This is a genomic window from Fodinicola acaciae, assembly GCF_010993745.1.
Classification (GTDB): domain Bacteria; phylum Actinomycetota; class Actinomycetes; order Mycobacteriales; family HKI-0501; genus Fodinicola; species Fodinicola acaciae.
Map to the genome: position 1 here is coordinate 2269622 of NZ_WOTN01000002.1, position 22655 is coordinate 2292276.

Genomic DNA, 22655 nt, shown 5'->3' on the forward strand with positions numbered 1-22655 from the left:
ATTGCATTATTGGCCGCCGAGCCGGCCGGCCAGATCCCCGATTAGTGCCACTGTGACCGGTGTCTACTTCTGCGCGGTTCTGGACAGCGCGGTCTTGGCCAGCACGATCAGCGCCGCCTCGTACGCCTTTCCTGCCTTCGGGTCGACGATCCCCAGGCCGTTGTACTGCAGGTCGATGATCGCGTTGCCGTCCAGCACGTAGAGCTCGTAGTTGCCGACCTTGCTCAGGAACCGGGTCGCCTTCTGCCCGATGCCCGGCACCTGCACCGGCGGTCCGTACGTCGAGGACTTCGTGTCGCTGGCGAAGGCCTTGAGCGCCAACCCCTTGGGATCGCTGGAGGTCGGCTGGTAGATCGTGATGTCCAGGTTGACGTCGACCGGGAACGGGTTGTTCGGGTCGCCCGAGTCGTAGGTGGCACGGCAGCTGGCGTCGATCAGCGTCGTGCCGTACTTCTCCACCTTGCCGGCCGGGTTGGGCGAGGTGGCGGTGTCCTTCTTCAGCTTCAGCGTGGCCTCGAACGACGCGAAGTCGACCGGCGCGCAGCCGTCGGTCGGCGCCACGTGCGTCGCGCCGACCGTGCCGCCGCCACTGGTGGAAACCACGCTCGGCACCGGCTGGCTCGGTGCCGCGGACGGGCCGGTCACCGGGTTGGCGCGCAGCCAGAGAAACGACGTGGCCGCGACGATGCCGAGCAGCACGACCACGACACCGGCGACGGTCAGGACGACCAGGCCGGTGCGCGGCTTCTGCGGCGGTGGCGGGCCCGGTGGCGGCCCGTAGCCCGGTGGACCGGGAAATGGCTGTCCACCATACGGCGACGGCGGTCCGTACTGTCCTGACACCGCCTACCCCGCTGTCTTTCGCATCGCGCCCTGGGTCAGGGTCAGCAACGCCGCCTCGTTGCTGGCCTGCAACGAGCTCTGGTCGGAGTCGGGGCCGGAGTATTCGGTGTCGAAGACCGAGTTGCCGTCCAGCACCAGCAGGACCAACCGGCCGGCCGGCGTACGGTATTTGCGCGCCTTCTCGCCGGTGCCGGGCACCTCGACGCCGTTGCTCGCGCCGTACACCTTGTCGGCCGCGTTGATCTCGATGTTGTAGTCGCTCTGCGCGTCGGCCTTGTCGTTGAAAAACGACATCTCGACGGTGAGCTTGTTGGTCCCGGAGCTGCTCGACTTGGCCGAGTAGTTGGCCGTGCAGGTCGTCTTGGTCGAGCTGCCGTAGGAGTTTTTCTCCGGGTTGGGGTTGGGACTGGTGTCGCCCGCCAGCGAGCCGCCGATCGCGGCGGCGAAGGTGGTCAGGTCCAGCGCCGAGCAGCCGTCGGCCGGCGCGGTGTGGTTGCTGCCGGCCGGTCCGGCGCCGCCGCCACCGGTGTTGCCGCCGCCGCTGGCCGTCGGGCCGGTGGTCGGCGTGGTGGTCGGCCGGAGCAGGAAGTATCCGCCGATGGCGCCGGCGCACAGCAGCACCACCAGCACGCCGGCGACGATCGCGACGATCAGGCCGACGTTGCTCTTCTTCGGCGGCGGGGGAGGCGGGGCGCCAAAGCCCGGCTGGCCGTACGGCGGCGCCGATCCAGGCGGCGCGGACGCCGGGTATCCGGGTGGAGCCGAGGCCGGATAGCCGGGCTGGCCCGGCTGGCCGTAGCCCTGCTGGCCCTGCTGGCCATAGCCGGGCTGGCCGTAGTTGGTCGGCTGGCCGTACGGCTGGCCGGTGGTCGGATAGCCGGTCTGGTCGCCGGTCGCCTCCGGGCCACCGGGATGGCCGCCACCGGGCACGTCGAAGTCGTCGAGCCGGTATTCGGTGGGGCCTGGCTCGGCGCCGTAGTCGTCCTTACGGTACGGGTCCGCGCCACCCCCGCTAGGCGTCGACATCCGATCCCCTTCTCCACCGCCGGCCCGGCCGTCCGCCGAGACCGAGACAGTACATCGCCACTGCACTCCCTGCCTGTCGTGCCGGCCTCGTACTGGCATCGTTCACAGCCGGGGCCGGCGCGACCCCCTCACCCATGGTGACGACAGCTCTTGTCGCGGCGTCGCCGTAGAAACGTCGGTCCCTATCCTGGCAGAACGTGTCTCGTCCAGGCGTTGCGGGCAGGCCTGCGGACAGCCGGCGAGGCGACGTGACGGTCAGTGATCGCCGGCTGGCCGGACGTGCTGGTAAGGGGTGTACTGGAGCGGGTCGGCCGCAGGCCCGGCGGGTACGCTGGCACATCATGAGCGTCACGCGCGAATCCACCGTCCAGTCGGTGTTTCCGGCACTGGAGCCGCTGCTCAGCCGGGTGCAGAAGCCGATCCAGTATGTCGGCGGCGAGCAGGGTGCGACCAGCAAGCCGTGGGAAGCGGCGGCGGTGCGCTGGGCCCTGATGTATCCGGACGCGTACGAGGTCGGCCTGCCCAACCAGGGGATCCAGATCCTCTACGAGATCCTCAACGAGCAGCCGGACGTGCTGGCCGAGCGGACGTACTCGGTGTGGCCCGATCTGGAAGCGCTGATGCGCGAGCACGGCGTGCCGCAGTTCACCGTCGACACGCATCGGCCGGTCGGCGCCTTCGACGTGCTCGGTGTGTCCTTCGCCACCGAGCTCGGCTACACCAACCTGCTGACCGCGCTGGACCTGGCCGGCATCCCGCTGCACGCGGCCGACCGGGGGATCGACGACCCGGTCGTGCTGGCCGGTGGCCACGCCGCCTTCAACCCGGAGCCGATCGCCGACTTCGTCGACGCCGCCGTGCTCGGCGACGGCGAGGAGGCGGTGCTGGAGATCTCCGCGATCGTCCGTGTCTGGAAGGCCGAGGGCCGGCCCGGTGGCCGCGACGAGCTGCTGATGCGGATGGCGCGTACGGAGAACATCTACGTGCCGCGGTTCTATGACGTCGACTACGCCGACAACGGCGAGATCTATCGGGTCGCGCCCAACCGCGCCGGTGTGCCGCACCGGATCTACAAGCGCACCACGATGGACCTGGACAAGTGGCCGTATCCGAAGACGCCGCTCGTACCGCTGGCCGAAACGGTGCACGAGCGCGCCAGCGTGGAGATCTTCCGCGGCTGCACGCGCGGCTGCCGGTTCTGCCAGGCCGGCATGATCACCCGGCCGGTGCGCGAGCGGTCCATCACCGGCATTGGCGACATGGTGCAGCAGAGCCTCTCGGCCAGTGGTTTCGAGGAGGTCGGCCTGCTGTCGCTGTCGTCGGCCGACCACTCCGAGATCGGCGACATCGTCACCGGCCTGGCCGACCGCTACGAGGGCACCACGACCTCGCTGTCGCTGCCGTCGACGCGTGTGGACGCCTTCAACGTGACGCTGGCCAACGAACTTTCCCGTAACGGCAGGCGTTCCGGACTGACCTTCGCGCCGGAGGGCGGCAGCGAGAGGCTCCGCCAGGTGATCAACAAGATGGTCTCCAAGGACGACCTGATCCGCACGGTCACCACCGCGTACGAGAACGGCTGGCGGCAGGTGAAGCTCTATTTCATGTGCGGCCTGCCGACCGAAACACTCGACGACGTGCTGGAAATCGCCGAGATGGCGCACGACGTCATCCGCGCCGGCCGCAAGGCCACCGGCCGGACGGACATCCGCTGCACCGTGTCGATCGGCGGTTTCGTACCGAAGCCGCACACGCCGTTCCAGTGGGCCGGCCAGACCTCGCCCGAGGTGGTGGACGAGCGGCTTTTGGCTCTGCGTAAGGCGATCAACGCCGACCGGTCGCTCGGCAAGGCGATCGGCTATCGCTATCACGACGGACAGCCGAGCCTGATCGAAGGCCTGCTGTCCCGCGGCGACCGGCGGATCGGCCGGGTCATCGAGAAGGTCTGGCGCGACGGCGGCCGCTTCGACGGCTGGAACGAGCATTTTTCGTACGAGCGCTGGGTTTGCGCCGCCGACTCGGAGCTGCCGCCGCTCGGTGTCGACCTGGCCTGGTTCACCACCCGCGAGCGCGGCGAGCACGAGGTGTTGCCCTGGGACCACCTCGACTCCGGCCTGGACCGCAGCTGGCTGTGGGAGGACTGGCAGGACGCGCTGAAGGAGTACGAGGTCGAGGACTGCCGCTGGACGCCCTGCTATGACTGCGGCGTCTGCCCGGCCATGGGGACCGACATCCAGATCGGCCCCACCGGCCAGAAACTCCTGCCGCTGTCCGTCGTCAACCGCTAGGTGGCTGGCTTGAGCGCCGGCCAGGGCCGACGTGCAAGTCAACCCGCTTGAGTCACGACAGCATTGCTCGCCCCGCCAGTCGCACTCGTCACAGCGACTGGCGCTCATGTGGGGGTGAAAGCCGTTTTCTTGCGTCTAGCGCTAGTAGATCGGCTTTCGCCCCATCCACAAACATCGCAGGCCGGACATTCAGCGCTCCATGTGCTTGTGGTCTCACAGAGTGGTCCTTCTCGCCACCTACCAGGACGCCGTCGAACGCCGTGGGCTCCTTCGGCGGCCACCAGGCAAACCGGACCACGCGCGGCAGCCGACCCAGCTACAAACAGACCTGCGCCCTTCCAGTTGCCGCCGGCATCCCCTGGATAGATCGTCTCGGGCACGACCGGGACCCGATTGTTGCGGCGCGGTTTTTGTCGTACCGGGCGAGGACTCTGGTTTGGGGGCGGCGCATTTCGCCTCGTGACAATCGGATTCCGATTGTCACGGCATGGTTTGTCGAAGGCGGCTGAGATCCTGGTTCGGGGGCGGCAGAACGGGTTGTCCCAATCGGGTCCCGATTGTCCCCGGCCGGATTTTGGGCCCCCGAATATCAAGCCTTCCGTGCGCCACCGACATTTCGGCGATGGCGCAGGGCCAGCGTGATCAGTGCGGGCAGGCCGGCGATGGTCCACGGGATGACGGCGCCGAGGGTCGGTGCGACGACCAGCGCGCCGAGCGGACAGAAGCCGGCGGTCGAGCCCTTGCAGACCAGCCAGCCGTACGGCGCGACCGACGCGTACACAAACACCGGCACGACGATGACCAGCAACAACCCGGTCAGGGCCGCGCCGCCGACGGCCCACCGACCGTCGCTGGCCAGCGGGCGCCAGCTCCACGCCAGCAGCGCCAGGCAGCCGACGACACCGGTGAGGCCGACGAGCGCGCCGGCCACGCCGAGATTTGGCTGCGTACCGACCAGGAAGCCGAGAAACGCGACGCCACCGGCGACTACGCCGGTCACGAGCAACCCGGCGATCGCCAGCGGCAGTGGTCTGATATGGGTGCTCATGCGTCCATTGTCGGCCAGCTGGTCAGGGTTGTCCTGAGCTGAACTGCTCAGCCCGCCGGCTATCCTGACGCCGTTGACCACCGTTCGTGAGGAGGCGACCCTGCCCCGTACGCCTGACGGCCCGCCGCCGCCACCGGTCGTGCAGAAGCTGCGCATCCGGTATGCCAAGCGCGGCCGGCTCCGGTTCACCTCGCACCGCGACATCGCGCGCGCCTTCGAGCGCGCGCTGCGCCGTGCGTCCGTACCCATCGGCTACTCCGCCGGCTTCAGCCCGCACCCGAAGGTGTCCTGGCTGGGGGCCGCACCGACCGGCATGGCCAGCGAGGCCGAGTACGTCGAGATCGGCCTGACCACCGAGGTCGACCCCGCCGAGCTTGCCGACCGGCTCGACACCGCGCTGCCGGCCGGCATCGACGTGTGCGCCGCGGCCGTCGCCGGCGGCCGGCCACTGGCCGAGCAGATCGACGCGTCCCGCTGGCGGATCGAGCTGCTGGACCTGTCCGTCGATGCCGGCCGCGACCTGGTCGGACAGTTCATGGCCGCCGCCGAGGTGCCGGTGAGCAAACTCACCAAGTCCGGCCGCAAGACGGTGGACGTACGCGGCGCGGTCGCCCGTTGTGAGCTGTCCGCCGACGGCTCCGGCGCGCCTGGACCGGTCCGCGACACGGAGTATGCGATACTGGACGTCGTCGTACGGCATGTGACGCCGGCCGTACGGCCCGATGACATTCTCACCGGTATGTGCGCAGTAGCCGGCCTGTCGCCGCCGTCGTCCGTACGGATGACCCGGCTGGCGCAGGGTGTGCTGACCCCGGACGGGGACCTGATCGAGCCGCTCGCGCACGACCGGGCCGGGTGATGTCGTCGGGGTGTTGCGGACACGGGGTTCCCTGGTGGGGACGCGCAGCACCGCCCTACGAGACTTGCGCGGCCCATCCGTGGGCCGTCTAACTGAAAGTAGAAGTTGACACGCCTCTGAGCGGCCGCGTCACACGCGCCCGGAGGCGGGACGGAGATATGCCTGCATGCCAACGAGGAAACGCAGCGGCTCATCTGGCGATGAAGCCGCGGCCACGCCTGCCGAGACCGAGGAAGCGGTAGCCAAGCCGGTCAAGAAGACGGCACGACCGCGTAAGACCGCGAAACCGAAGGCCGCCGTCGAGGCGCCACCGGTCGAGCTCGAGCCGGTCGAGCCGGCGCCGCCGGCCAAGAAGGTGACCCGCAAGCGCGCCGCAAAGAAGGCGGCGGTCGCCGCCGTCGAGGCCGACGTGCTGATCGAGCCGGAGGTCGCTCCGGAGGTCAGTGAGGCGCCGGCGCCGCGCAAGCGGACGCGCCGGGCCGCGACCCGCGCCGCCGCGCCGCCGGCCGAGCCGGAGCTGACGCTCGTACCGGACGAGGAGACAGCGCCGGCGCCGCAGCCGGAGCCCGAGCCGGCGGAGAAGCCGGCCGCGAAGAACGGCCGGTCGAGCCGCCGTGCGCCGGCGCCGATGGCCCTGTTCATGGCGCCCGAGCTGCCGGAGCCGGTCCCGGCGGTGACCGTCGAGGTCGTCGTCGACGCCGCCAAGGGGGCCGCCAAGGGGGCCGCCAAGGCTCCGGAAGCGGCCGAGGAGCCGGCCGAGGACGATGACACCGGGGAGACCGACGAGTCCGCCGAGGCGGAGAGCGGCGCGGAGAGCCGGCGTCGCCGCCGTGGTCGTCGTGGCCGTGGCCGTGGCCGCGGCGCCAGCGACGACGCGAGCGAGTCCACCGAGACGGGGGACCAGCAGCCGGCCGCCGAGCAGTCGGGACAGTCCGAGCCATCTGAGCAGCCCGAACAGGCCGCCGAGGCCGAGTCCGAGGAGTCCGACGACTCGGATGACTCCGACGACGCGGCAGCCGGCACGACCCGTCGCCGGCGGCGTCGTCGCCGGCGCGGCAACGAGACCGGCGACGGCGACCAGGACGACGACGTCGCCACCGAGGTGCACGTACGTGAGCCGCGCCACGAGACCGCCGAGAGCGACGACGGCGTCCGCGGCGTCAAGGGCTCGACCCGGCTGGAGGCCAAGCGCCAGCGCCGCCGTGACGGCCGTGACCAGGGCCGTCGTCGGCCGCCGGTGCTCACCGAGGCGGAGTTCCTGGCGCGCCGGGAGGCCGTCGAGCGCACCATGGTCGTGCGGCAGCGCGGCGAGCGTACGCAGATCGCCGTGCTTGAGGACAACGTGCTCGTCGAGCATTACGTGACCAAGGCGTCGTCGACGTCGTACGCGGGCAACGTCTATCTCGGCCGCGTGCAGAACGTGCTGCCGAGCATGGAGGCCGCCTTCGTCGACATCGGCAAGGGCCGTAACGCGGTGCTCTACGCCGGCGAGGTCAACTGGGACCTGGCCGGCATGGACGGCAAGCCGCGCAAGATCGAGCAGGCGCTCAAGTCCGGCGACTCGGTGCTGGTGCAGGTCACCAAGGACCCGGTCGGCCACAAAGGCGCGCGGCTGACCTCGCAGGTGAGCCTGCCGGGCCGGTTCCTGGTGTACGTGCCGGAAAACGACATGACCGGGATCAGCCGCAAGCTGCCGGACAACGAGCGCAAGCGGCTCAAGTCGATCCTGAAGAAGGTGGTGCCGGAAAACGCCGGCGTCATCGTGCGTACGGCCGCCGAAGGTGCCAGCGAGGAGGAGCTGCGCCGCGACGTGGCCCGCCTGGAGGCGCAGTGGCAGGCCATCCAGAAGGCGCAGCAGAGCGCGTCCGCGCCGGCGCTGCTCTACGCCGAGCCCGACCTGGTCATCCGGGTCATCCGGGACATCTTCAACGAGGACTTCGCGTCGCTGGTCGTCTCCTCCGACGGTTCCAAGGACGACGCCTGGGAGACGGTACGCGAGTACGTCGGCCACGTGTCGCCCGACCTGGTCGAACGGCTGTCGCACCACGTCGCGGAGACCGACGTGTTCACCGCCCACCGGGTCGACGAGCAGCTGGCCAAGGCGCTGGACCGCAAGGTCTGGCTGCCCTCCGGCGGCTCGCTGGTCATCGACCGCACCGAGGCGATGACGGTGATCGACGTGAACACCGGCCGGTTCACCGGCCAGGGCGGCAACCTGGAGGAGACCGTCACCAGGAACAACCTGGAGGCGGCCGAGGAGATCGTCCGGCAGCTGCGGCTGCGCGACATCGGCGGCATCATCGTCATCGACTTCATCGACATGGTGCTGGAGAGCAACCGTGAGCTGGTGCTGCGCCGGCTGACCGAGTGCCTCGGCCGCGACCGTACGAAGCACCAGGTCGCCGAGGTCACCTCGCTCGGACTCGTACAGATGACCCGCAAGCGGGTCGGTCAGGGCCTGCTGGAGGCCTTCAGCGAGACCTGTGAGGTGTGTCATGGCCGCGGCCTGATCATCCACACCGAGCCGGTCGACAAGGACAACAAGCAGCAGGTGTCCAGCGCGGAAGGCAGTGGCCGGCGCAAGCGCAACCGCGGCAAGGACTCCGCCGAGAGCGCGCCCAAGCCGCGTCCGCCGGTCGAGGACGCCGACGACGTGGTCACCGCCGAGGACGCCTCGCCGATCGACGACGTGAGCGACAACAGCCTGGTCGTGGAGCCGGTCGAGCCTGTGTCCGCCTCGCCGGCCGCCGAGCCCGCTGTCGCTGAGGCCGAGCCCGAGCCTCCGGCCGCCGAGGTCGAGGAGCCGACGGTGTCGGTGGCGCAGCCGACACGCGCGCGGCGCACTCGCCGCGCCGCCTCCCGCCCAGCCGGTCCGCCGCCCCAGGTCGCCGTCGGCAGCTGACCCCCCTCTCCACCGCAGCCGCCTGGTCAGAGGACGCAATCGGATTCCGATTGCGTCCTCTGTTGGCTCTTGACCTGCGGGTTTCCCGGCTGGGGTGACATTCGGACCCGCGATCCGGCGCCCGAATGTCACCCTGTCGCCCAGGGTCGCCGGAAAACCGGTCAAGAAAGTTGCGATCGGACCTAAGGCCTTCATCCCCGGTCCGGCATATCCGCAGGTCAGTGCGCCACAGACGATGCAATCGGATTCCGATTGCGTCGTCGGTCGAGCGGCCGTTTGCCGTACGCGGAAAACAGGTTACGGTGTGAGTTAGTGACGGCGGGGTGCCTCGTCTGGCGAGGCTGAGATCAGACCCGTCGAACCTGATCTAGCTAACACTAGCGAAGGGACCGTCGCGGCCATGATTCCGCATGTGTTGACCATCGCCGGCACCGATCCGACCGGCGGCGCCGGCATCCAGGCAGATCTCAAGACGTTCTCGGCGCTCGGCGGCTATGGCATGACCGTCGTGACGGCGGTCGTCGCGCAGAACACGCGAGGCGTGCGGTCGATCCACCCGGTCCCGGCGGATTTCGTCGGCGAGCAGCTCGACGCGGTGTTCCAGGACGTACGCGTCGACGCGGTGAAGACCGGAATGCTCGGCGACGCCGGCCTGATTCGGACGGTCGCCGCGAAAATCGCCGTCTACAAGCCGAAATACCTGATCGTCGACCCGGTCATGGTCGCCAAGAGCGGCCACCGGCTGCTGCCGGAGGACGCCGTACGCGCACTCCGCGACGACCTGCTGCCGCTGGCCGACCTGATCACGCCCAATCTGCCGGAGGCGGCGGATCTGTTGGAGGACAAGGAAACCGACGATCTCGCCGGCATGCACGAACAGGCCGGCCGGCTGCGCGCGTACGGTCCGGTGGTGCTGCTCAAAGGCGGTCATCTGGCCGGCAGCGACAGCGTCGACATCCTGCTCGACCGCGAACCGGTGGAGTTTTCCGCGCCACGCGTGGAAACGCGCAACACGCACGGCACCGGCTGCACGCTGTCCTCGGCGATAACGACGTTGCGGCCGATGCGGGACGACTGGTTTTCGGCCGTACGAGAGGCAAAAGACTATCTGACCGCCGCGCTGACCGCCGCCGACGATCTGGACATCGGCACCGGACACGGTCCGCCACACCATTTTCACGCGATCTGGAAGGAAAGCTGATGTTCTGCGAGCAGGTGTGGAGCCGGATCCAGCCGCTGCTCAAGGAAACGCTCAACCATCCGTTCAACCGGGAGTTGTCCGCCGGCACGCTCGACCAGGACGTTTTTCGTTTCTATCTCGTCCAGGACGCGCGTTATCTGGCCGATTTCGCCAAGGCCCTGGCGCATGCCGCGGCGATCGCGCCGGCGCCGGACGACGCCGCTTTTCTGGCCGGCAGCTCGGCAAATGTCATCGTCGTCGAGCGCGGCCTGCACGAGCGTTATTTCGCGCGATACGGACTGACCGGCCTCGATGACATCCCGACCTCGCCGAGCGCCACCGCCTACAACAACCACCTGCTGGCGGCCGTCGCGCGCGGCGGCTTCGGTCCGCTGATGGCGACCGTGTTGCCGTGCTTCTGGATCTACGAGTACGTCGGCAACGCGATCCACACCGAGCAGACCGGCGCGGCCAACCCGTATGCGGACTGGATCGAGACGTACGCCGACCCCGGCTTCGCCGAGTCGGTGGCCAGGGCCAAGGACATCACCGACCGCGCGGCCGCCACCGCGAGCCCGGCCGAGCGACGGCGGATGGTCGACGCGTTCGTACGATCCTCGGAGTACGAGTGGCTGTTCTGGGACTCCGCCTACCGGCGAGAACGCTGGCCGACGGTGAGTTTGACCGCATAACCGGCGACGACGTACCCTCGATGGTCGGCGCGCCTCGGGCGCGCCGTATCATGTAACGAGTCAATCAGCACGCCACCCCAACGCCGTGAGCAGCTAGGAGCACGATCTCGAGATGTACGCCATCGTCAAGACCGGCGGCAAGCAGTACAAGGTCGCCGAAGGGGACGTGATCGAGGTCGAGAAGCTCGAGGCAGCTCCTGGCGACGCGGTCACGCTGCCGGCGGTGCTGGTGGTCGACGGCGAGGGTGACTCGGTCACCGTGACGCACGACTCCGCCGCGCTCGCCGGTTACACGGTCAGCGGCGAGGTGGTCAGCCACGGCCGCGGCCCGAAGATCAAGATCCACAAGTTCAAGAACAAGACCGGCTACCACAAGCGCCAGGGTCACCGTCAGAACCTGACCCAGGTCAAGGTCACCGGCATCGCGAGCGGGAAGTAGGAGCTAGCAGATATGGCGCACAAGAAAGGCGCATCGTCCTCGCGGAACGGTCGCGACTCCAACGCACAGCGGCTCGGCGTGAAGCGGTTCGGCGGCCAGGTGGTGAAGGCCGGCGAGATCCTGGTCCGCCAGCGCGGCACCCACTTCCACCCCGGTGAGCTGGTCGGCCGGGGCGGCGACGACACCCTGTTCGCGCTGGCCGCCGGCCACGTGCAGTTCGGCAGCAAGCGCGGTCGCAAGACCGTCAACATCGTGCCGTCGGCCTGAGGCCAGGCCACCCCAGCAACTTTCCGCGAGGCGGGCCGGAGCTTTGTCCGGCCCGCCTCGCGTGCGTGTAGAAGGAGGACGACGTGGCCGGCGGTCATTTCGTGGACCGTGTCGTGCTGCACGTCGCGGCGGGCAACGGGGGGCACGGGTGCGCTTCGGTGCACCGCGAGAAGTTCAAGCCGCTCGGCGGCCCGGACGGCGGCAACGGTGGCCGCGGCGGTGACGTCGTGCTCGTGGTGGACTCCGGCGTCCACACGCTGCTCGACTTCCGGTTCCGTCCGCACGCGTCGGCCGGCAACGGGAAACCAGGTCAGGGCAGCAACAAGGACGGCGCCGACGGCACCGACCTGCTGCTCAAGGTGCCCAGCGGCACGGTCGTACTCGACGCCGACGGCCAGCTGTTGGCGGATCTGGTCGGCGAGGGTACGCGGTTCGTCGCGGCCGCCGGCGGCCGCGGCGGCCTCGGCAACGCGGCGCTGGCCTCGACCCGCCGCAAGGCACCCGGCTTCGCGCTGCTCGGCGAGCCGGGGGAGATGCACGACCTCACGCTGGAGCTCAAGAGCGTGGCCGACGTCGGCCTGGTCGGGTTTCCGTCGGCCGGCAAGTCGTCGCTGATCGCGGCGCTTTCCGCGGCCCGGCCGAAGATCGCCGACTATCCGTTCACCACGCTGGTGCCCAACCTCGGCGTCGTGACCGCCGGCGAAGAGGTCTTCACCATCGCCGACGTGCCCGGCCTGATCCCCGGCGCGGCCGAAGGCAAGGGCCTCGGCATGCAGTTTCTCCGCCACATCGAGCGCTGCTCGGTGCTCGTACACGTCGTCGACCTCGCCACCGAGGAGCCCGGCCGCGATCCGCTGACCGACATCGACGCGCTGGAGGACGAGCTGTCCGCGTACGGCGGCCTGGCCGACCGGCCGCGGATGGTGGTGCTCAACAAGATCGACATCCCGCACGGCCGCGAGCTCGCCGACATCGTCGAGGACGATCTGGCCGAGCGCGGCTGGCCGGTGCACCGGGTCAGCGCGGTGAGCCGTGAGGGCCTGCGCGAGCTGTCGTTCGCGCTGGCCAGGGTGGTGGCCGACGACCGTGCCTCGCGGCCGGCGCCGGAGCCGGCGCGGCTGGTGATCAGGCCCATGGCGGTCGACGAGAGCGGCTTCACGGTGACCGCCGACAAGGAGGTCGAGGGCGGTTTCGTCGTACGCGGCGCGCGGCCCGAGCGGTGGATCCGGCAGACCGACTTTTCCAACGACGAGGCGGTCGGTTATCTGGCCGACCGGCTGGCCCGGCTCGGTGTCGAGGAGGCCTTGGCCAAGGCCGGAGCGGTGCCTGGTGCCGCGGTGACCATCGGCGAGGTGACCTTCGACTGGGAGCCGGTCGGCACCGAGCTGGTGCTCGGCCGGCGGGGCCAGGACAACCGGCTCGACCGGCCGGCGCGGGTCAGCGCGGCCGAGCGGCTGGCGGCCCGCAAGATCCGGCGCATGCACACCGACGATGACTTTTTCGAGGATGACGAGTGATCCACGGCATCCGGCCCGCCGTCGCGCACGCCGAGCGGATGGTGGTGAAGGTCGGTTCGTCGTCGCTGACCGACAAACCGACAGGACTCTCGCAGCAACGACTCGATGCTCTCGTGGAGGCGGTCGCCGCGCGGCGGCTGGCCGGCCGCCAGGTCGTACTCGTTTCCTCCGGTGCGATCGCAGCCGGCCTCGCGCCGCTGCGGCTGCGCCGGCGGCCGCGTGACCTGGCCACTCAGCAGGCGGCGGCGAGCGTCGGCCAGTCGCTGCTGGTGCACGCGTACGCGCTGTCCTTCGGCCGCTATGGACTGACCGTCGGCCAGGTGCTGCTGACCGCCGAAGACCTGATCCGGCGCTCGCACTACCGAAACGCTCAGCGAAACCTGGACAGGCTGCTCGACCTCGGCGTGGTGCCGGTGGTCAACGAGAACGACGCGGTCGCCACCGCCGAGATTCGCTTCGGTGACAACGATCGGCTGGCCGCGCTGGTCGCGCACGTGCTGCACGCCGACGCGCTCGTCCTCCTGTCCGATGTGGACGGTCTGTACGACGGCGACCCGCGCCGGCCCGGCGCGCAGCTCGTGCCGCAGGTCTCCGGCGCCGACGACTTGGACGGCGTCAAGGCCGGAAAGACCGGCAGCGGCGTCGGAACCGGTGGCATGGCAAGCAAAGTCGACGCCGCGACGGTGGCGACCTCGGCCGGCGTACACGTCGTGCTGGCGTCCGCCGCGCAGGCTCCGGCGGCGATGGCCGGTGCGCCGGTGGGTACGTGGTTCACGCCGACCGGCCGGCGGCTGCCGACGCGGTTGCTGTGGCTGAAACACGCGTCCACGCCGCACGGTCGGCTGACGATCGACGCCGGTGCCGTACGAGCCGTGGTGGAGCGGCGGATGTCACTGCTGTCGGTCGGCGTGACCGGTGTGGACGGTGAGTTCGAGGCCGGCGATCCGGTGGACGTGTGCGACCCGGCCGGCCAGCCGGTCGCGCGCGGCCTGGTCGGCTATGCCGCCGACGAGCTGCCGCCGCTGCTCGGCCGGCCCAGCCACGAGCTGGCCGACCGCTATCGCCGCGAGGTCGTCCATCGCGACGACCTCGTCCTGCTCTGACCGGTTTATCCCCGCCGTCGCGGTGCATAACCGTGGCGTGAGCGGGTAAAGCCACAGGATGGCGTATCGCGATTACGAACCCACCCGGCCCTATCCTCCGGCGGAGAGCGAGGAGGTCGTCGAGGAGGGTTACACCAGAATCCGCGTCGTACGGGTCATCTGCACGATTATCAGTGCTGTCTGTGCGATTTTCGCGATCGTACTGCTGATTCACATCTTCCTGGTGATCGGCTCGGCCAACCCGGACAACGGTTTCGCGCAGCTCATCGGCGCATGGGCTTCGGGCATCACCCTGGGCCTGAGCAATCTTTTCACCGCTGGCGGCGAAAAAGTCCAGACCTTCCTGAACGAGGGCCTGGCGGCGCTGCTGTGGCTGGCGATCGGTGGCGGCCTGACCGCGATCATCGGCCGGATCTTCCTGCCGGGTCCGGCGCGGCGGATCCGTTATCGGCGTACGGTCCGGTGACGGCTGGATCGGTACGGCGCGGCCTGGACGCGTGCGACCGGTCCGGTTGAGGCACTGTTGAACCATGAGGACGAACTCGCCACGTACGCAGTGTCCGGTCTGCGCCGGCATCGGCCGGCCAGGCGTGGTCGGGACCGAGCGGATCAGCTTCGGTCCGCGCAAGCTGCTCGGCCTGCCGGCGCCGACGGTGTCGCCGCTGGTCGACTCGGTCGGCAACATGCCCTACGCCGGCACCGGCCTGCGGATCCGCCGCGCCGAGCCGACCGTCGCCAGCTTCTGTCCTGAGCACGCCGAGCGCGCGCGTACGCTCGCCGCCGACGGCCTCACCCTCGCCGAGACCGTCCGCCGCCTCACCCACCACCCATGATTTCGCGGCAAAAACGCGGTCAGGAGGCGTTGGCGTCGAGTTTGGCGAGCTTGAGCCGGGTCTCCTCGGTGGCCGGTGCGTAGGTGACCATCCGCGTGCCGAGCCGCTGGTCGAGCCACAGCTGCGTGTAGTTGAGCTCCAGCAACCCGTGCTCGGCGTGCAGCAGCTGCTTGGACCGGCTGCTCGACCAGGCCACGTCGTGCCGTTCCCACAGCTCGACGAACTCCGGTGAGGCCTGCCGCAGCCGGGTGACCAGGCATTTCCAGGTCGGCTCTGCGATGTGGTCGGTCATCGCGGCGCGATACTGGCCGACCATCTGCTGGACGCTCTCCTCCCAGTTGACCATCGTCGCGCGCCACGCCGGGTGGGTGAACGCCAACCACAGCGTGTTGCGCTCCTCGAACGGCATCGCGTCCAGGTCGCAGACCCAGGTCGCGTAGACGCGGTTGTACGCGAGCAGGTCATAGCGCGCGTTCACGATCGACGCGGGGAAGGGCCGCAGCTGCTCCAGCACCAGCTCCATCTCCGGCGGGATGGCGCCGCACGACTTGGCGAAGTCCGGTGGCGTGGCGCCGGCCAGCCGGAACAGGTGCGCGCGCTCGTGCCGGTCGAAGCGCAGCGTACGGCTGACCGCTTCCAGCACCTGCTCGGAAGCGTGGATGTCGCGTCCCTGTTCCAGCCAGGTGTACCAGGTCACCCCGACACCGGCGAGCTGCGCGACCTCCTCGCGGCGCAGTCCCGGCGTACGACGGCGGCCGGACGGCGGCAGGCCGACCTGCTCCGGCGAGATGCGCTCGCGCCGGCTGCGCAGAAACTCGGCCAGCTCGCGGCGGCGGAGCTGTTCGGCGGGATCGGTCACGAATACCAGGATGGCGCGTCGCCGATGCTGTTGCCAGGTAGCGCTTATACCTGGATAAGCAGGCTCTCGGTACCTGGCTCGGAATCGATGCACAGTCGCCTCATGACCGTACGACCAATCGATGTCCGCGCTGTGCAGGTGACGCGGAAGGCGGCCGCGCCGGAGCTCACCGGCGTGGGTCTGCTGACTCTCTACATGGGTGCGTTTCTGTCCATCGGCGACTTCTTCATCGTCAACGTCGCGCTGCCGACGATCGGTGCCGACCTGCATGCTTCCGCGGCGCTGCTGGAGCTTGTGGTGGCCGGCTATGGCATCGCGTACGCGCTGCTGCTGGTGCTCGGTGGCCGGCTCGGCGACGCCTTTGGCCGCCGCCGGCTGTTCATCGCCGGCATCGTCGCCTTCACCGTCACCTCACTGGCCTGCGGCTTGGCCCCGGACGCCGCGACACTGGTGGTGGCGCGGGTGCTGCAGGGCGCGTCGGCGGCGATGATGGTGCCGCAGGTGCTGTCCACGATCCAGGCGGCGACGAGCGTACGCACGCGTGGCCGCGCCATCGCGATGTATGGCGCTGTCGGCGGTGTCGGCAGCCTGGCCGGTCAGCTGGCCGGTGGCCTGCTGGTCGCGGCCAACCTGGCCGGCACCGGCTGGCGGCCGATCTTCCTGGTCAACGTGCCGATCGGTGTCATCGCGCTGGTGCTGGCGCTGCGTACGGTCCCGCCGACGCGGTCGCACGATCCGGCGCGGGTCGACGTGCCGGGGACGGTGTTGCTCGGTCTGGCGGTGCTGCTGCTGATGGTGCCGCTGACGACCGGTCGTACGTTTGGTTGGCCGGTGTGGAGCATCGCGATGCTGGTCGCGTTTCCGGTTGCCGCCGTCGCTTTCGTGCTGTTGGAACGACGGCAGGAGCGCTCCGGCCGGCTGCCGCTGGTGCCGCCGTCGCTGATGCGGGTCGCCAGCATGCGCCGCGGCCTGCTCGTGTCCGTGCCATTCTTCGTCGGCTTCGGCGGTTTCATGTTCTGCTTCGCGGTGACGCTGCAGACGGACCTGCACATGACCGCGTTGCAGGCCGGCCTGACGCTGGCGCCGCTCGGCATCGCGTACCTGTTCACGTCGCTGTCCTCGGCCTGGCTGGTCGACCGCTTCGGCCGCGTGGTGCTGTCGATCGGCGGTGCCGGCATGGCCGTCGGTTTCACCGTGCTGGCGGTGTCCGCGTACGCCGACTGGTCGCACCTGACACCGCTGGCGCTCGCGCCGGGGATGGTGATCATCGGCGCGAGCCAGGGCGTGGTGATGAGTCCGATCTTCCGCGTCGTGTTGTCCGACGTACCGGCCGACCGCGCCGGCGCCGGCAGCGGCGTACTCATCACGACGCAGCAGACCGCGCTGGCCGTCGGCGTGGGGATCATCGGCGGCGTTTTCCTCGCGCTGTCGGCGATCGACGCCGGGCGAACGGCGTTTGCCGTGGTCCTCGGCGTGGACGTCGCTGTCGGCCTGGTGGTCGCGGTCGGCAGCCACTGGCTCCCCAACCCCTCCAGCCGACCCGCCCGAGTCCTCGCCGAGTCCTAGGGTCTGATGTCCGCATGGCCACCATGCGTGCGTCAGACGCACGCATGGTGGCCATGCGGACAGTCGTGCGGAAGGCTGCTGACCGAGCTGGACGATAAAGTTGACGGATGAGCGGGATCGCTGAGCAGGTCAGGGACGTTGCGGCACGCGCGAAGGTGGCGGCCGCCGATCTGGCGCCGATGACGCGCGCGAGCAAGGACGCGGTCCTGCACGCGATGGCCGACGCGTTGGTCGAGCGCGCCGAGGAGATCCTGGCCGCCAACGCCGTCGACCTCGAAAACGGCGAGGCCAACGGACTGTCCACCTCGCTGCTGGATCGGCTGCGGCTCGACCAGCAGCGGATCGAGCAGATGGCGACCGGCCTGCGCGATGTCGCCGCTCTGCCCGACCCGGTCGGCGAGGTGATCCGCGGCTACACGCTGCCCAACGGTCTGGAGGTCCGGCAGGTACGCGTGCCGATGGGAGTCATCGGCATCGTGTACGAGGCACGGCCGAACGTGACGGTCGACGCCGCCGGTCTCTGCCTGAAAAGCGGCAACGCGGTGTTGCTGCGCGGGTCGGCGTCCGCGTACCGGTCCAACACCGTGCTGGTCGAGGTTTTGGCCGCGGCGGCCGAAAAAGCCGGCGCGCCTGCCGGCAGCATCCAGCTGGTGCCGGGCGTCGACCGCGAGTCGGTGACGCACCTGCTGCACGCCCGCGGTCTGGTCGACCTGGTGATCCCGCGCGGCGGCGCCAGCCTGATCGCGCACGTGGTCGAGACCGCGACCGTGCCGGTGATCGAGACCGGGGTCGGCAATTGTCACGTGTACGTGGACGCGGCCGCCGATCTCGACATGGCCGAGCGGATCGTCATGAACGCCAAGGTGCAGCGGCCGAGCGTCTGCAACGCGGCGGAGACGCTGCTGGTCCACCGCGACGTGGCCGAGGTTTTCCTGCCGCGCGTGGTGAAAGCACTGGCGGAGGCGGGCGTACGCATTCACGGGGACGCGCGCGTCGCGTCCATTGTGGACAGTGAGGTCATCCCGGCGACCGACGACGACTGGGCCAGGGAATACATCGACCTCGACCTGGCCGTCGGCGTGGTGGACACGGTCGACGACGCCATCGCGCACATCCGGAAATGGACCTCCGGCCACACCGAGGCGATCGTGTCCGGCAGCGCGACCGCGATCCGCCGGTTCGTGTCGCGGATGGACAGCGCGGCGGTGATGGTCAACGCCTCGACCCGGTTCACCGACGGCGGCGAGCTCGGCTTCGGCGCGGAAATCGGCATTTCCACCCAGAAACTGCACGCGCGCGGTCCGATGGGGCTGCCGGAGATGACCAGCACCACGTTCGTGATCACCGGGGACGGTCAGACGCGCTGACCGGTGTGCTGCATCATCGTGGGGTGCGAACTTTCCTGCGTACGTACTGGACGCGCGGCGAGCCCGGTCGTGAGCTGCCGGCGCGTACGACCGTGCGGATCTACCAGCTGTGGCTGCTGGCCTTCCTGCTGAAGTCGCTCGGCGCCGCCTGGGACATTTCCTGGCATTTCCAGTCGTTGCGGGACAGTGCCTTCATCCCGCCGCACGACCTGAACCTGCTCGGTGACGCGCTGGCCATCGCGCTGATCGTTTTCCACACCTACACCGGCTATGGCATCGACAAGGCGTCGCTGCGGCTGACCCAGACCGGCATGATCACGTTTCTGGTGGCGGCGCCGCTGGACGAGATCAACCACCGGATCAACGGCCTGGACATCACCACCTGGAGCCCGTCGCATTTCCTGCTGTTTCTCGGCACCGGCATCTGCATGGCCGGCGTCACCCGTGGTGCGATGGTCAACCTGGCGGCTGGCCGGTTTCGCGTTTTCGCCTTGCTGGCGATGTTTTTCTTCATCTTCGAAGACGCGATGTTTCCCAACGGCCAGCAGGAGTATGGCATTTTCGAGATCATGGCCTGGGACGCCGGCCGGATCGAGGCCAAGTCCGACCTGCTTGCCTTTCTCGCCAACGAAATCCACCGCGCGCCGGATCGCGCCGCGATCCTCCAGTTCGCGCTGCCGATCCCGGACTGGTTCTATCCGCTGTGGGGGATGGTCTCGGCAGCGCTGATCCTGATCGTGGCGCGGCGGGTGATCGGCCTGCGCTGGGCCGCCACCTCGATCGTCGGGATTTATCTGGCGTACAAAAGCATTCTCTGGGTCGTGCTGGTCGCGACCGGCTTCACCAAGTCGGCGGTGCCGTTCTGGCTGATCGTGATCGGCCTGGCGATCGACGCCGCATACCGATGGCCGCTGCCGTGGCTGGTGCGCGTCGTCGGCGGGTCGGCCCTTGCGATCGGCCTCGGTCATGCCGCGATGCTCGTACAGGACTCGGTCGGCGTGCTGCCGCCGGTCGGACACTTCATCGCACCGGTGAGTTTCGTTGTGCTCGCGGTGTTGTGGGGACTCGGTGAGCGCTGGTGGCCGCCGTACCAACGGCGGCTGATGGACCGACTCGGCCGCAGGTCGACATCCGGCGCGACGGGGGTCGCCGATGTCGAAAGCAGGCATCCGCTGGCCGATAGTGGAGGAGCCGCCGGTTGACGACTCACCGTGGATGCGAAGCCGCGGCAACGCGCGGCGCATACCGAAAAGGTGAGACATGTTCGACGTGATCGTGGTCGGCGCCGGTCCGACCGGACTCTTCCTGGCCAGCGAGCTGCGGTTGTACGGCCTGTCCGTCGTCGTGCTGGAGGCACTGGCGCAACGCAGCCCGTTCGCGCGTGCCGGCGGCATCCAGCCGCGTACGGCCGAAATCCTCGACCAGCGGGGTGTTCTGGAACCGTTGCTGGCGACCGGTGACTATCCAGCGTACGGCGGTGGCCATTTCGCTGGCCTGTCGGTGGACTTCCGGTCGTGGGGCAGCCGGCAGCCGGCGCGGATCATCGTGCAGGACCGCATCGAGGAGTTTTTGGAGCGGCGGCTCGCAAACGTCGTACGACGCGAGCACCGGCTGGTCTCCGTGGTGCCGGCTGACGACCACGTGACCGCGGTCGTCGACAGTCCACAAGGGACAGTCGAGCTGCGAGGTCGCTATCTGGTCGCTGCCGACGGCGCGCACAGCGCCGTACGCAAGACGCTCGGCATCGAGTTTCCCGGCCGTGACAGCAGCGCGACCGCGGTGGCCGCGGACGTACGGATGACCGGTCCGGCGCTCAGCGCGCGGCGCCATGCCGAGGTCAGCCGGGCGAGCGACGGCCGCTGGGGGATGATTTTCGAGCTGCGAGAGGGAGAAGTCCGGCTGGCGCTCGGCGGCGGAGGCCACGACCGGCAGGAGCCGGTGACCGCGGCGGAGGTGCGGGATGCGGTCGCGGCGATTTTCGGCGACGGCAACGACGTGCACGAGGTGATCCGTGCGGTGCGGATCGGCGACGCGGCTCGCCAGGTCGAGAACTATCGGCACGGCCGCGTTTTCCTGGCCGGCGACGCCGCGCACGTCCATCTGCCGATGGGCGGACAGGGCCTCAACCTCGGCGTCCAGGACGCGGCCAACCTCGGCTGGAAGCTGGCGCGTGGCGACGATGAGCTGCTGGACACCTACTCGACCGAGCGGCATCCGGTCGCCGCGCGCGTGCTGCAGAACACGCAGGCGCAGAGCCTGCTGGTGGACTTCGCCGGCACCGGCACGCCGGACCTCACCGCGATGCGCGCGATCTTCCAGTCGATGCTGGACATTCCGGAGACCATGCACTTCTTCGCCGGCATGCTGTCGGGGCTGGACCTGCGCTACGAGATGCCGGACCAGCCGGAGCATCCGCTGCTGGGCCGCCGGATCCCGGACGTGGACCTGAGAAACGGCATGCGCGCGCACGAACTTCTGCGCTCCGGCAACGGATTGCTCCTTGGCCTGGCGGCCACGGATCATACCGACATCAGCTGCGTCGAGGACGTCGGCGGCCTCGACGCCGAGCTGCTCCTCGTACGTCCGGATGGCTATGTCTGCGCCACGTCCTTCGCCGGCCTCGACAAAGCCCTGGCGCGCTGGTTTCCGACGACGCAATCGGATTCCGATTGCGTCGTCTGAGGTGGCCTGACCTGCGGGTCTGCTCGGCACCGTGACATTCGGACACGCGAATCCGCGTCCGAATGTCGCCTTCTTGACCGGCTGGATCGCTCCAGCCGGTCAAGAAGGTGCCAATCGGATCAGGCCGGCAGCAGGCCGATGGCCGTACGCGCGCGGTTGAGCGTACGGTCGGCACGCTCGGCGACCCGGTGGGCGCCGTCGGCGAGGATGCCGCGTACGGTCGTCGGGTCGGCGGACAGCTCGGCATAGCGGACCTGCAGCGGCCGCAGCGCCTCGACCACGATGTCGGTGACACCGGATTTCAGTGCGCCATAGCCGGCGAAATCGCCGGCGATCAGCTCCGGGTCGGTGCCGGTCAGCGCCGCCGCGATGGACAGCAGGTTGGACACGCCCGGCTGGTTGTCCGGGTCGTACGCGACCGAGTTGCGCGAGTCGGTGACCGCCCGGCTGATCTTCTTGCGGATCTCGTCCGGCCGGTCCAGCAGGAAGATCACGCCGGCGCCACCGGCATTGGTCTTGCCCATCTTGCGGGTCGGGTCGGTGAGGTCCATGATCCGCGCGGCCACCTCGGGCAGCACCACTTTCGGCACGGTGAAGACATCGCCGTAGGTGCGGTTGAAGCGGATGGCTATGTCGCGCGCCAGCTCCACGTGCTGGCGCTGGTCCTCACCGACCGGCACCTCGTCGGTGTCGTACAACAGAATGTCGCTGGCCATCAACACCGGATAGGTCAGCAGCGCCAGCCGTACGGTCTCCTGCTTGGCCGATTTTTCCTTGAACTGGATCATTCTGTGCGCCTCGCCGTAATGAGTCGCGGCCTCCAGCAAATAATGCAGGCCGGTGTGCGCGCTCACGTGGCTTTGCGCGTAAAGCGGCGCCTGCCTGGTGTCGAGGCCGGCGGCGAGGATCACGGTGGCGAAACGAAGCGTACGCTCGGCGAGCTGGCGGGCGTCGTGTTCGACGGTCAACGCGTGCAGGTCGACGATCGCGACCACGGTCTCGGTGCTGTCGGCGTCGGCGATCGCCGGCCGGATGGCGCCGATCAGGTTGCCCAGCTGCGGGTTGCCGCTCGGGGTCAGGCCGGTGTAGCGGCGGGTACAGGTCAGCAGCTGGGTGGCAAGCGTGTCGGGGGTCATGGCGTCCTCCTGGGTGGGGCTCGCGGAGGCCGGCCGGAGACACGAAAG

Annotated in this window: 20 protein-coding genes and 1 riboswitch; of the genes, 15 read left to right on the forward strand and 5 right to left on the reverse strand. The window is 69.3% G+C overall.

The features are described 5' to 3' along the window. Window positions 1–63: 63 nt before the first annotated feature. On the reverse strand, window positions 64–843 hold the full coding sequence (locus GNX95_RS25995) for a hypothetical protein (protein ID WP_163509981.1): 780 nt from the start codon (window positions 841–843) through the stop codon (window positions 64–66). 3 nt (window positions 844–846) lie between these two features. Beyond that, window positions 847–1869, reverse strand: a complete 1023-nt coding sequence (locus tag GNX95_RS26000) for a hypothetical protein (protein WP_163508084.1) — start codon at window positions 1867–1869, stop codon at window positions 847–849. A gap of 341 nt (window positions 1870–2210) precedes the next feature. On the opposite strand from GNX95_RS26000, the gene GNX95_RS26005 reads away from it, so the two are divergent. After that, entirely contained in the window at window positions 2211–4157 is a 1947-nt protein-coding gene (locus GNX95_RS26005; protein ID WP_163509982.1) for a TIGR03960 family B12-binding radical SAM protein, read from the forward strand. A 589-nt stretch (window positions 4158–4746) separates the two neighbouring features. On the opposite strand, the gene GNX95_RS26010 is transcribed toward GNX95_RS26005, so the two are convergent. Further along, window positions 4747–5205 carry a hypothetical protein gene (locus tag GNX95_RS26010; RefSeq protein WP_163509983.1) on the reverse strand — a complete coding sequence of 153 codons (459 nt, stop codon included), beginning with the start codon at window positions 5203–5205 and terminating at the stop codon, window positions 4747–4749. A 73-nt stretch (window positions 5206–5278) separates the two neighbouring features. Between GNX95_RS26010 and GNX95_RS26015 the strand changes: the two genes are divergently transcribed. From GNX95_RS26015 to GNX95_RS26060, 10 genes are all read left to right on the forward strand, one after another. Continuing rightward, window positions 5279–6064, forward strand: a complete 786-nt coding sequence (locus tag GNX95_RS26015; RefSeq protein WP_222853884.1) for a TIGR03936 family radical SAM-associated protein — start codon at window positions 5279–5281, stop codon at window positions 6062–6064. 166 nt (window positions 6065–6230) lie between these two features. Beyond that, a complete protein-coding gene (locus GNX95_RS26020; protein ID WP_163509984.1) occupies window positions 6231–8966 on the forward strand; it encodes an Rne/Rng family ribonuclease in 2736 nt (911 codons plus the stop codon). Window positions 8967–9275: 309 nt separating this feature from the next. Next, window positions 9276–9372, forward strand: a riboswitch (TPP riboswitch). Further along, on the forward strand, window positions 9367–10167 hold the full coding sequence (gene thiD, locus GNX95_RS26025; RefSeq protein ID WP_163509985.1) for a bifunctional hydroxymethylpyrimidine kinase/phosphomethylpyrimidine kinase: 801 nt from the start codon (window positions 9367–9369) through the stop codon (window positions 10165–10167). (Overlaps the previous riboswitch by 6 nt.) Continuing rightward, window positions 10167–10838: a thiaminase II gene (tenA, locus tag GNX95_RS26030; RefSeq protein ID WP_163509986.1), complete on the forward strand. Its 672-nt coding sequence runs from the start codon at window positions 10167–10169 to the stop codon at window positions 10836–10838. The genes thiD and tenA overlap by 1 nt, the downstream gene beginning before the upstream one ends. A gap of 112 nt (window positions 10839–10950) precedes the next feature. Next, complete coding sequence (gene rplU, locus GNX95_RS26035) at window positions 10951–11277, forward strand: 50S ribosomal protein L21 (protein ID WP_163509987.1); 327 nt, start codon at window positions 10951–10953, stop codon at window positions 11275–11277. 12 nt (window positions 11278–11289) lie between these two features. After that, on the forward strand, window positions 11290–11544 hold the full coding sequence (gene rpmA, locus GNX95_RS26040; protein ID WP_163509988.1) for a 50S ribosomal protein L27: 255 nt from the start codon (window positions 11290–11292) through the stop codon (window positions 11542–11544). An 83-nt stretch (window positions 11545–11627) separates the two neighbouring features. Beyond that, window positions 11628–13061 carry a GTPase ObgE gene (gene obgE, locus GNX95_RS26045; RefSeq protein ID WP_163509989.1) on the forward strand — a complete coding sequence of 478 codons (1434 nt, stop codon included), beginning with the start codon at window positions 11628–11630 and terminating at the stop codon, window positions 13059–13061. Next, window positions 13061–14164 (forward strand): glutamate 5-kinase, encoded by a 1104-nt coding sequence (proB, locus tag GNX95_RS26050; protein WP_425483918.1) that lies wholly within the window; start codon window positions 13061–13063, stop codon window positions 14162–14164. The genes obgE and proB overlap by 1 nt, the downstream gene beginning before the upstream one ends. Before the next feature lie 58 nt (window positions 14165–14222). Next, window positions 14223–14630: a DUF2417 domain-containing protein gene (locus GNX95_RS26055; protein WP_163509990.1), complete on the forward strand. Its 408-nt coding sequence runs from the start codon at window positions 14223–14225 to the stop codon at window positions 14628–14630. A 64-nt stretch (window positions 14631–14694) separates the two neighbouring features. Beyond that, complete coding sequence (locus GNX95_RS26060) at window positions 14695–14997, forward strand: hypothetical protein (RefSeq protein ID WP_163509991.1); 303 nt, start codon at window positions 14695–14697, stop codon at window positions 14995–14997. A gap of 19 nt (window positions 14998–15016) precedes the next feature. Here the strand turns inward: GNX95_RS26060 and GNX95_RS26065 are convergent, their stop codons facing one another. After that, complete coding sequence (locus GNX95_RS26065) at window positions 15017–15856, reverse strand: helix-turn-helix transcriptional regulator (protein ID WP_187369706.1); 840 nt, start codon at window positions 15854–15856, stop codon at window positions 15017–15019. Between the two features lie 102 nt (window positions 15857–15958). On the opposite strand from GNX95_RS26065, the gene GNX95_RS26070 reads away from it, so the two are divergent. The 4 genes from GNX95_RS26070 (at window position 15959) to GNX95_RS26085 (ending at window position 21471) form a co-directional block, all read left to right on the forward strand. Beyond that, window positions 15959–17422, forward strand: coding sequence for an MFS transporter (locus GNX95_RS26070; RefSeq protein WP_163509993.1), 1464 nt, complete (start codon window positions 15959–15961; stop codon window positions 17420–17422). Between the two features lie 107 nt (window positions 17423–17529). Then, a complete protein-coding gene (locus tag GNX95_RS26075; protein WP_163509994.1) occupies window positions 17530–18789 on the forward strand; it encodes a glutamate-5-semialdehyde dehydrogenase in 1260 nt (419 codons plus the stop codon). 23 nt (window positions 18790–18812) lie between these two features. Continuing rightward, window positions 18813–19991 (forward strand): hypothetical protein, encoded by a 1179-nt coding sequence (locus GNX95_RS26080; RefSeq protein WP_163509995.1) that lies wholly within the window; start codon window positions 18813–18815, stop codon window positions 19989–19991. A 58-nt stretch (window positions 19992–20049) separates the two neighbouring features. Beyond that, on the forward strand, window positions 20050–21471 hold the full coding sequence (locus tag GNX95_RS26085) for an FAD-dependent monooxygenase (protein WP_163509996.1): 1422 nt from the start codon (window positions 20050–20052) through the stop codon (window positions 21469–21471). Window positions 21472–21590: 119 nt separating this feature from the next. Here the strand turns inward: GNX95_RS26085 and trpS are convergent, their stop codons facing one another. Next, window positions 21591–22607 (reverse strand): tryptophan--tRNA ligase, encoded by a 1017-nt coding sequence (gene trpS / locus GNX95_RS26090; protein WP_187369683.1) that lies wholly within the window; start codon window positions 22605–22607, stop codon window positions 21591–21593. Window positions 22608–22655: the final 48 nt, after the last annotated feature.

Coding starts and splice junctions, on each gene's coding strand:
- GNX95_RS26070 (WP_163509993.1), top strand. CDS start 15,959: ATGACCGTACGACCAATCGATGTCCGCGCTGTGCAGGTGACGCGGAAG.
- rplU (WP_163509987.1), top strand. CDS start 10,951: ATGTACGCCATCGTCAAGACCGGCGGCAAGCAGTACAAGGTCGCCGAA.
- rpmA (WP_163509988.1), top strand. CDS start 11,290: ATGGCGCACAAGAAAGGCGCATCGTCCTCGCGGAACGGTCGCGACTCC.
- GNX95_RS26075 (WP_163509994.1), top strand. CDS start 17,530: ATGAGCGGGATCGCTGAGCAGGTCAGGGACGTTGCGGCACGCGCGAAG.
- GNX95_RS26055 (WP_163509990.1), top strand. CDS start 14,223: ATGGCGTATCGCGATTACGAACCCACCCGGCCCTATCCTCCGGCGGAG.
- GNX95_RS26000 (WP_163508084.1), bottom strand. CDS start 1,869: ATGTCGACGCCTAGCGGGGGTGGCGCGGACCCGTACCGTAAGGACGAC.
- tenA (WP_163509986.1), top strand. CDS start 10,167: ATGTTCTGCGAGCAGGTGTGGAGCCGGATCCAGCCGCTGCTCAAGGAA.
- thiD (WP_163509985.1), top strand. CDS start 9,367: ATGATTCCGCATGTGTTGACCATCGCCGGCACCGATCCGACCGGCGGC.
- GNX95_RS26020 (WP_163509984.1), top strand. CDS start 6,231: ATGCCAACGAGGAAACGCAGCGGCTCATCTGGCGATGAAGCCGCGGCC.
- GNX95_RS26085 (WP_163509996.1), top strand. CDS start 20,050: ATGTTCGACGTGATCGTGGTCGGCGCCGGTCCGACCGGACTCTTCCTG.
- GNX95_RS26060 (WP_163509991.1), top strand. CDS start 14,695: ATGAGGACGAACTCGCCACGTACGCAGTGTCCGGTCTGCGCCGGCATC.
- trpS (WP_187369683.1), bottom strand. CDS start 22,607: ATGACCCCCGACACGCTTGCCACCCAGCTGCTGACCTGTACCCGCCGC.
- GNX95_RS26010 (WP_163509983.1), bottom strand. CDS start 5,205: ATGAGCACCCATATCAGACCACTGCCGCTGGCGATCGCCGGGTTGCTC.
- GNX95_RS26005 (WP_163509982.1), top strand. CDS start 2,211: ATGAGCGTCACGCGCGAATCCACCGTCCAGTCGGTGTTTCCGGCACTG.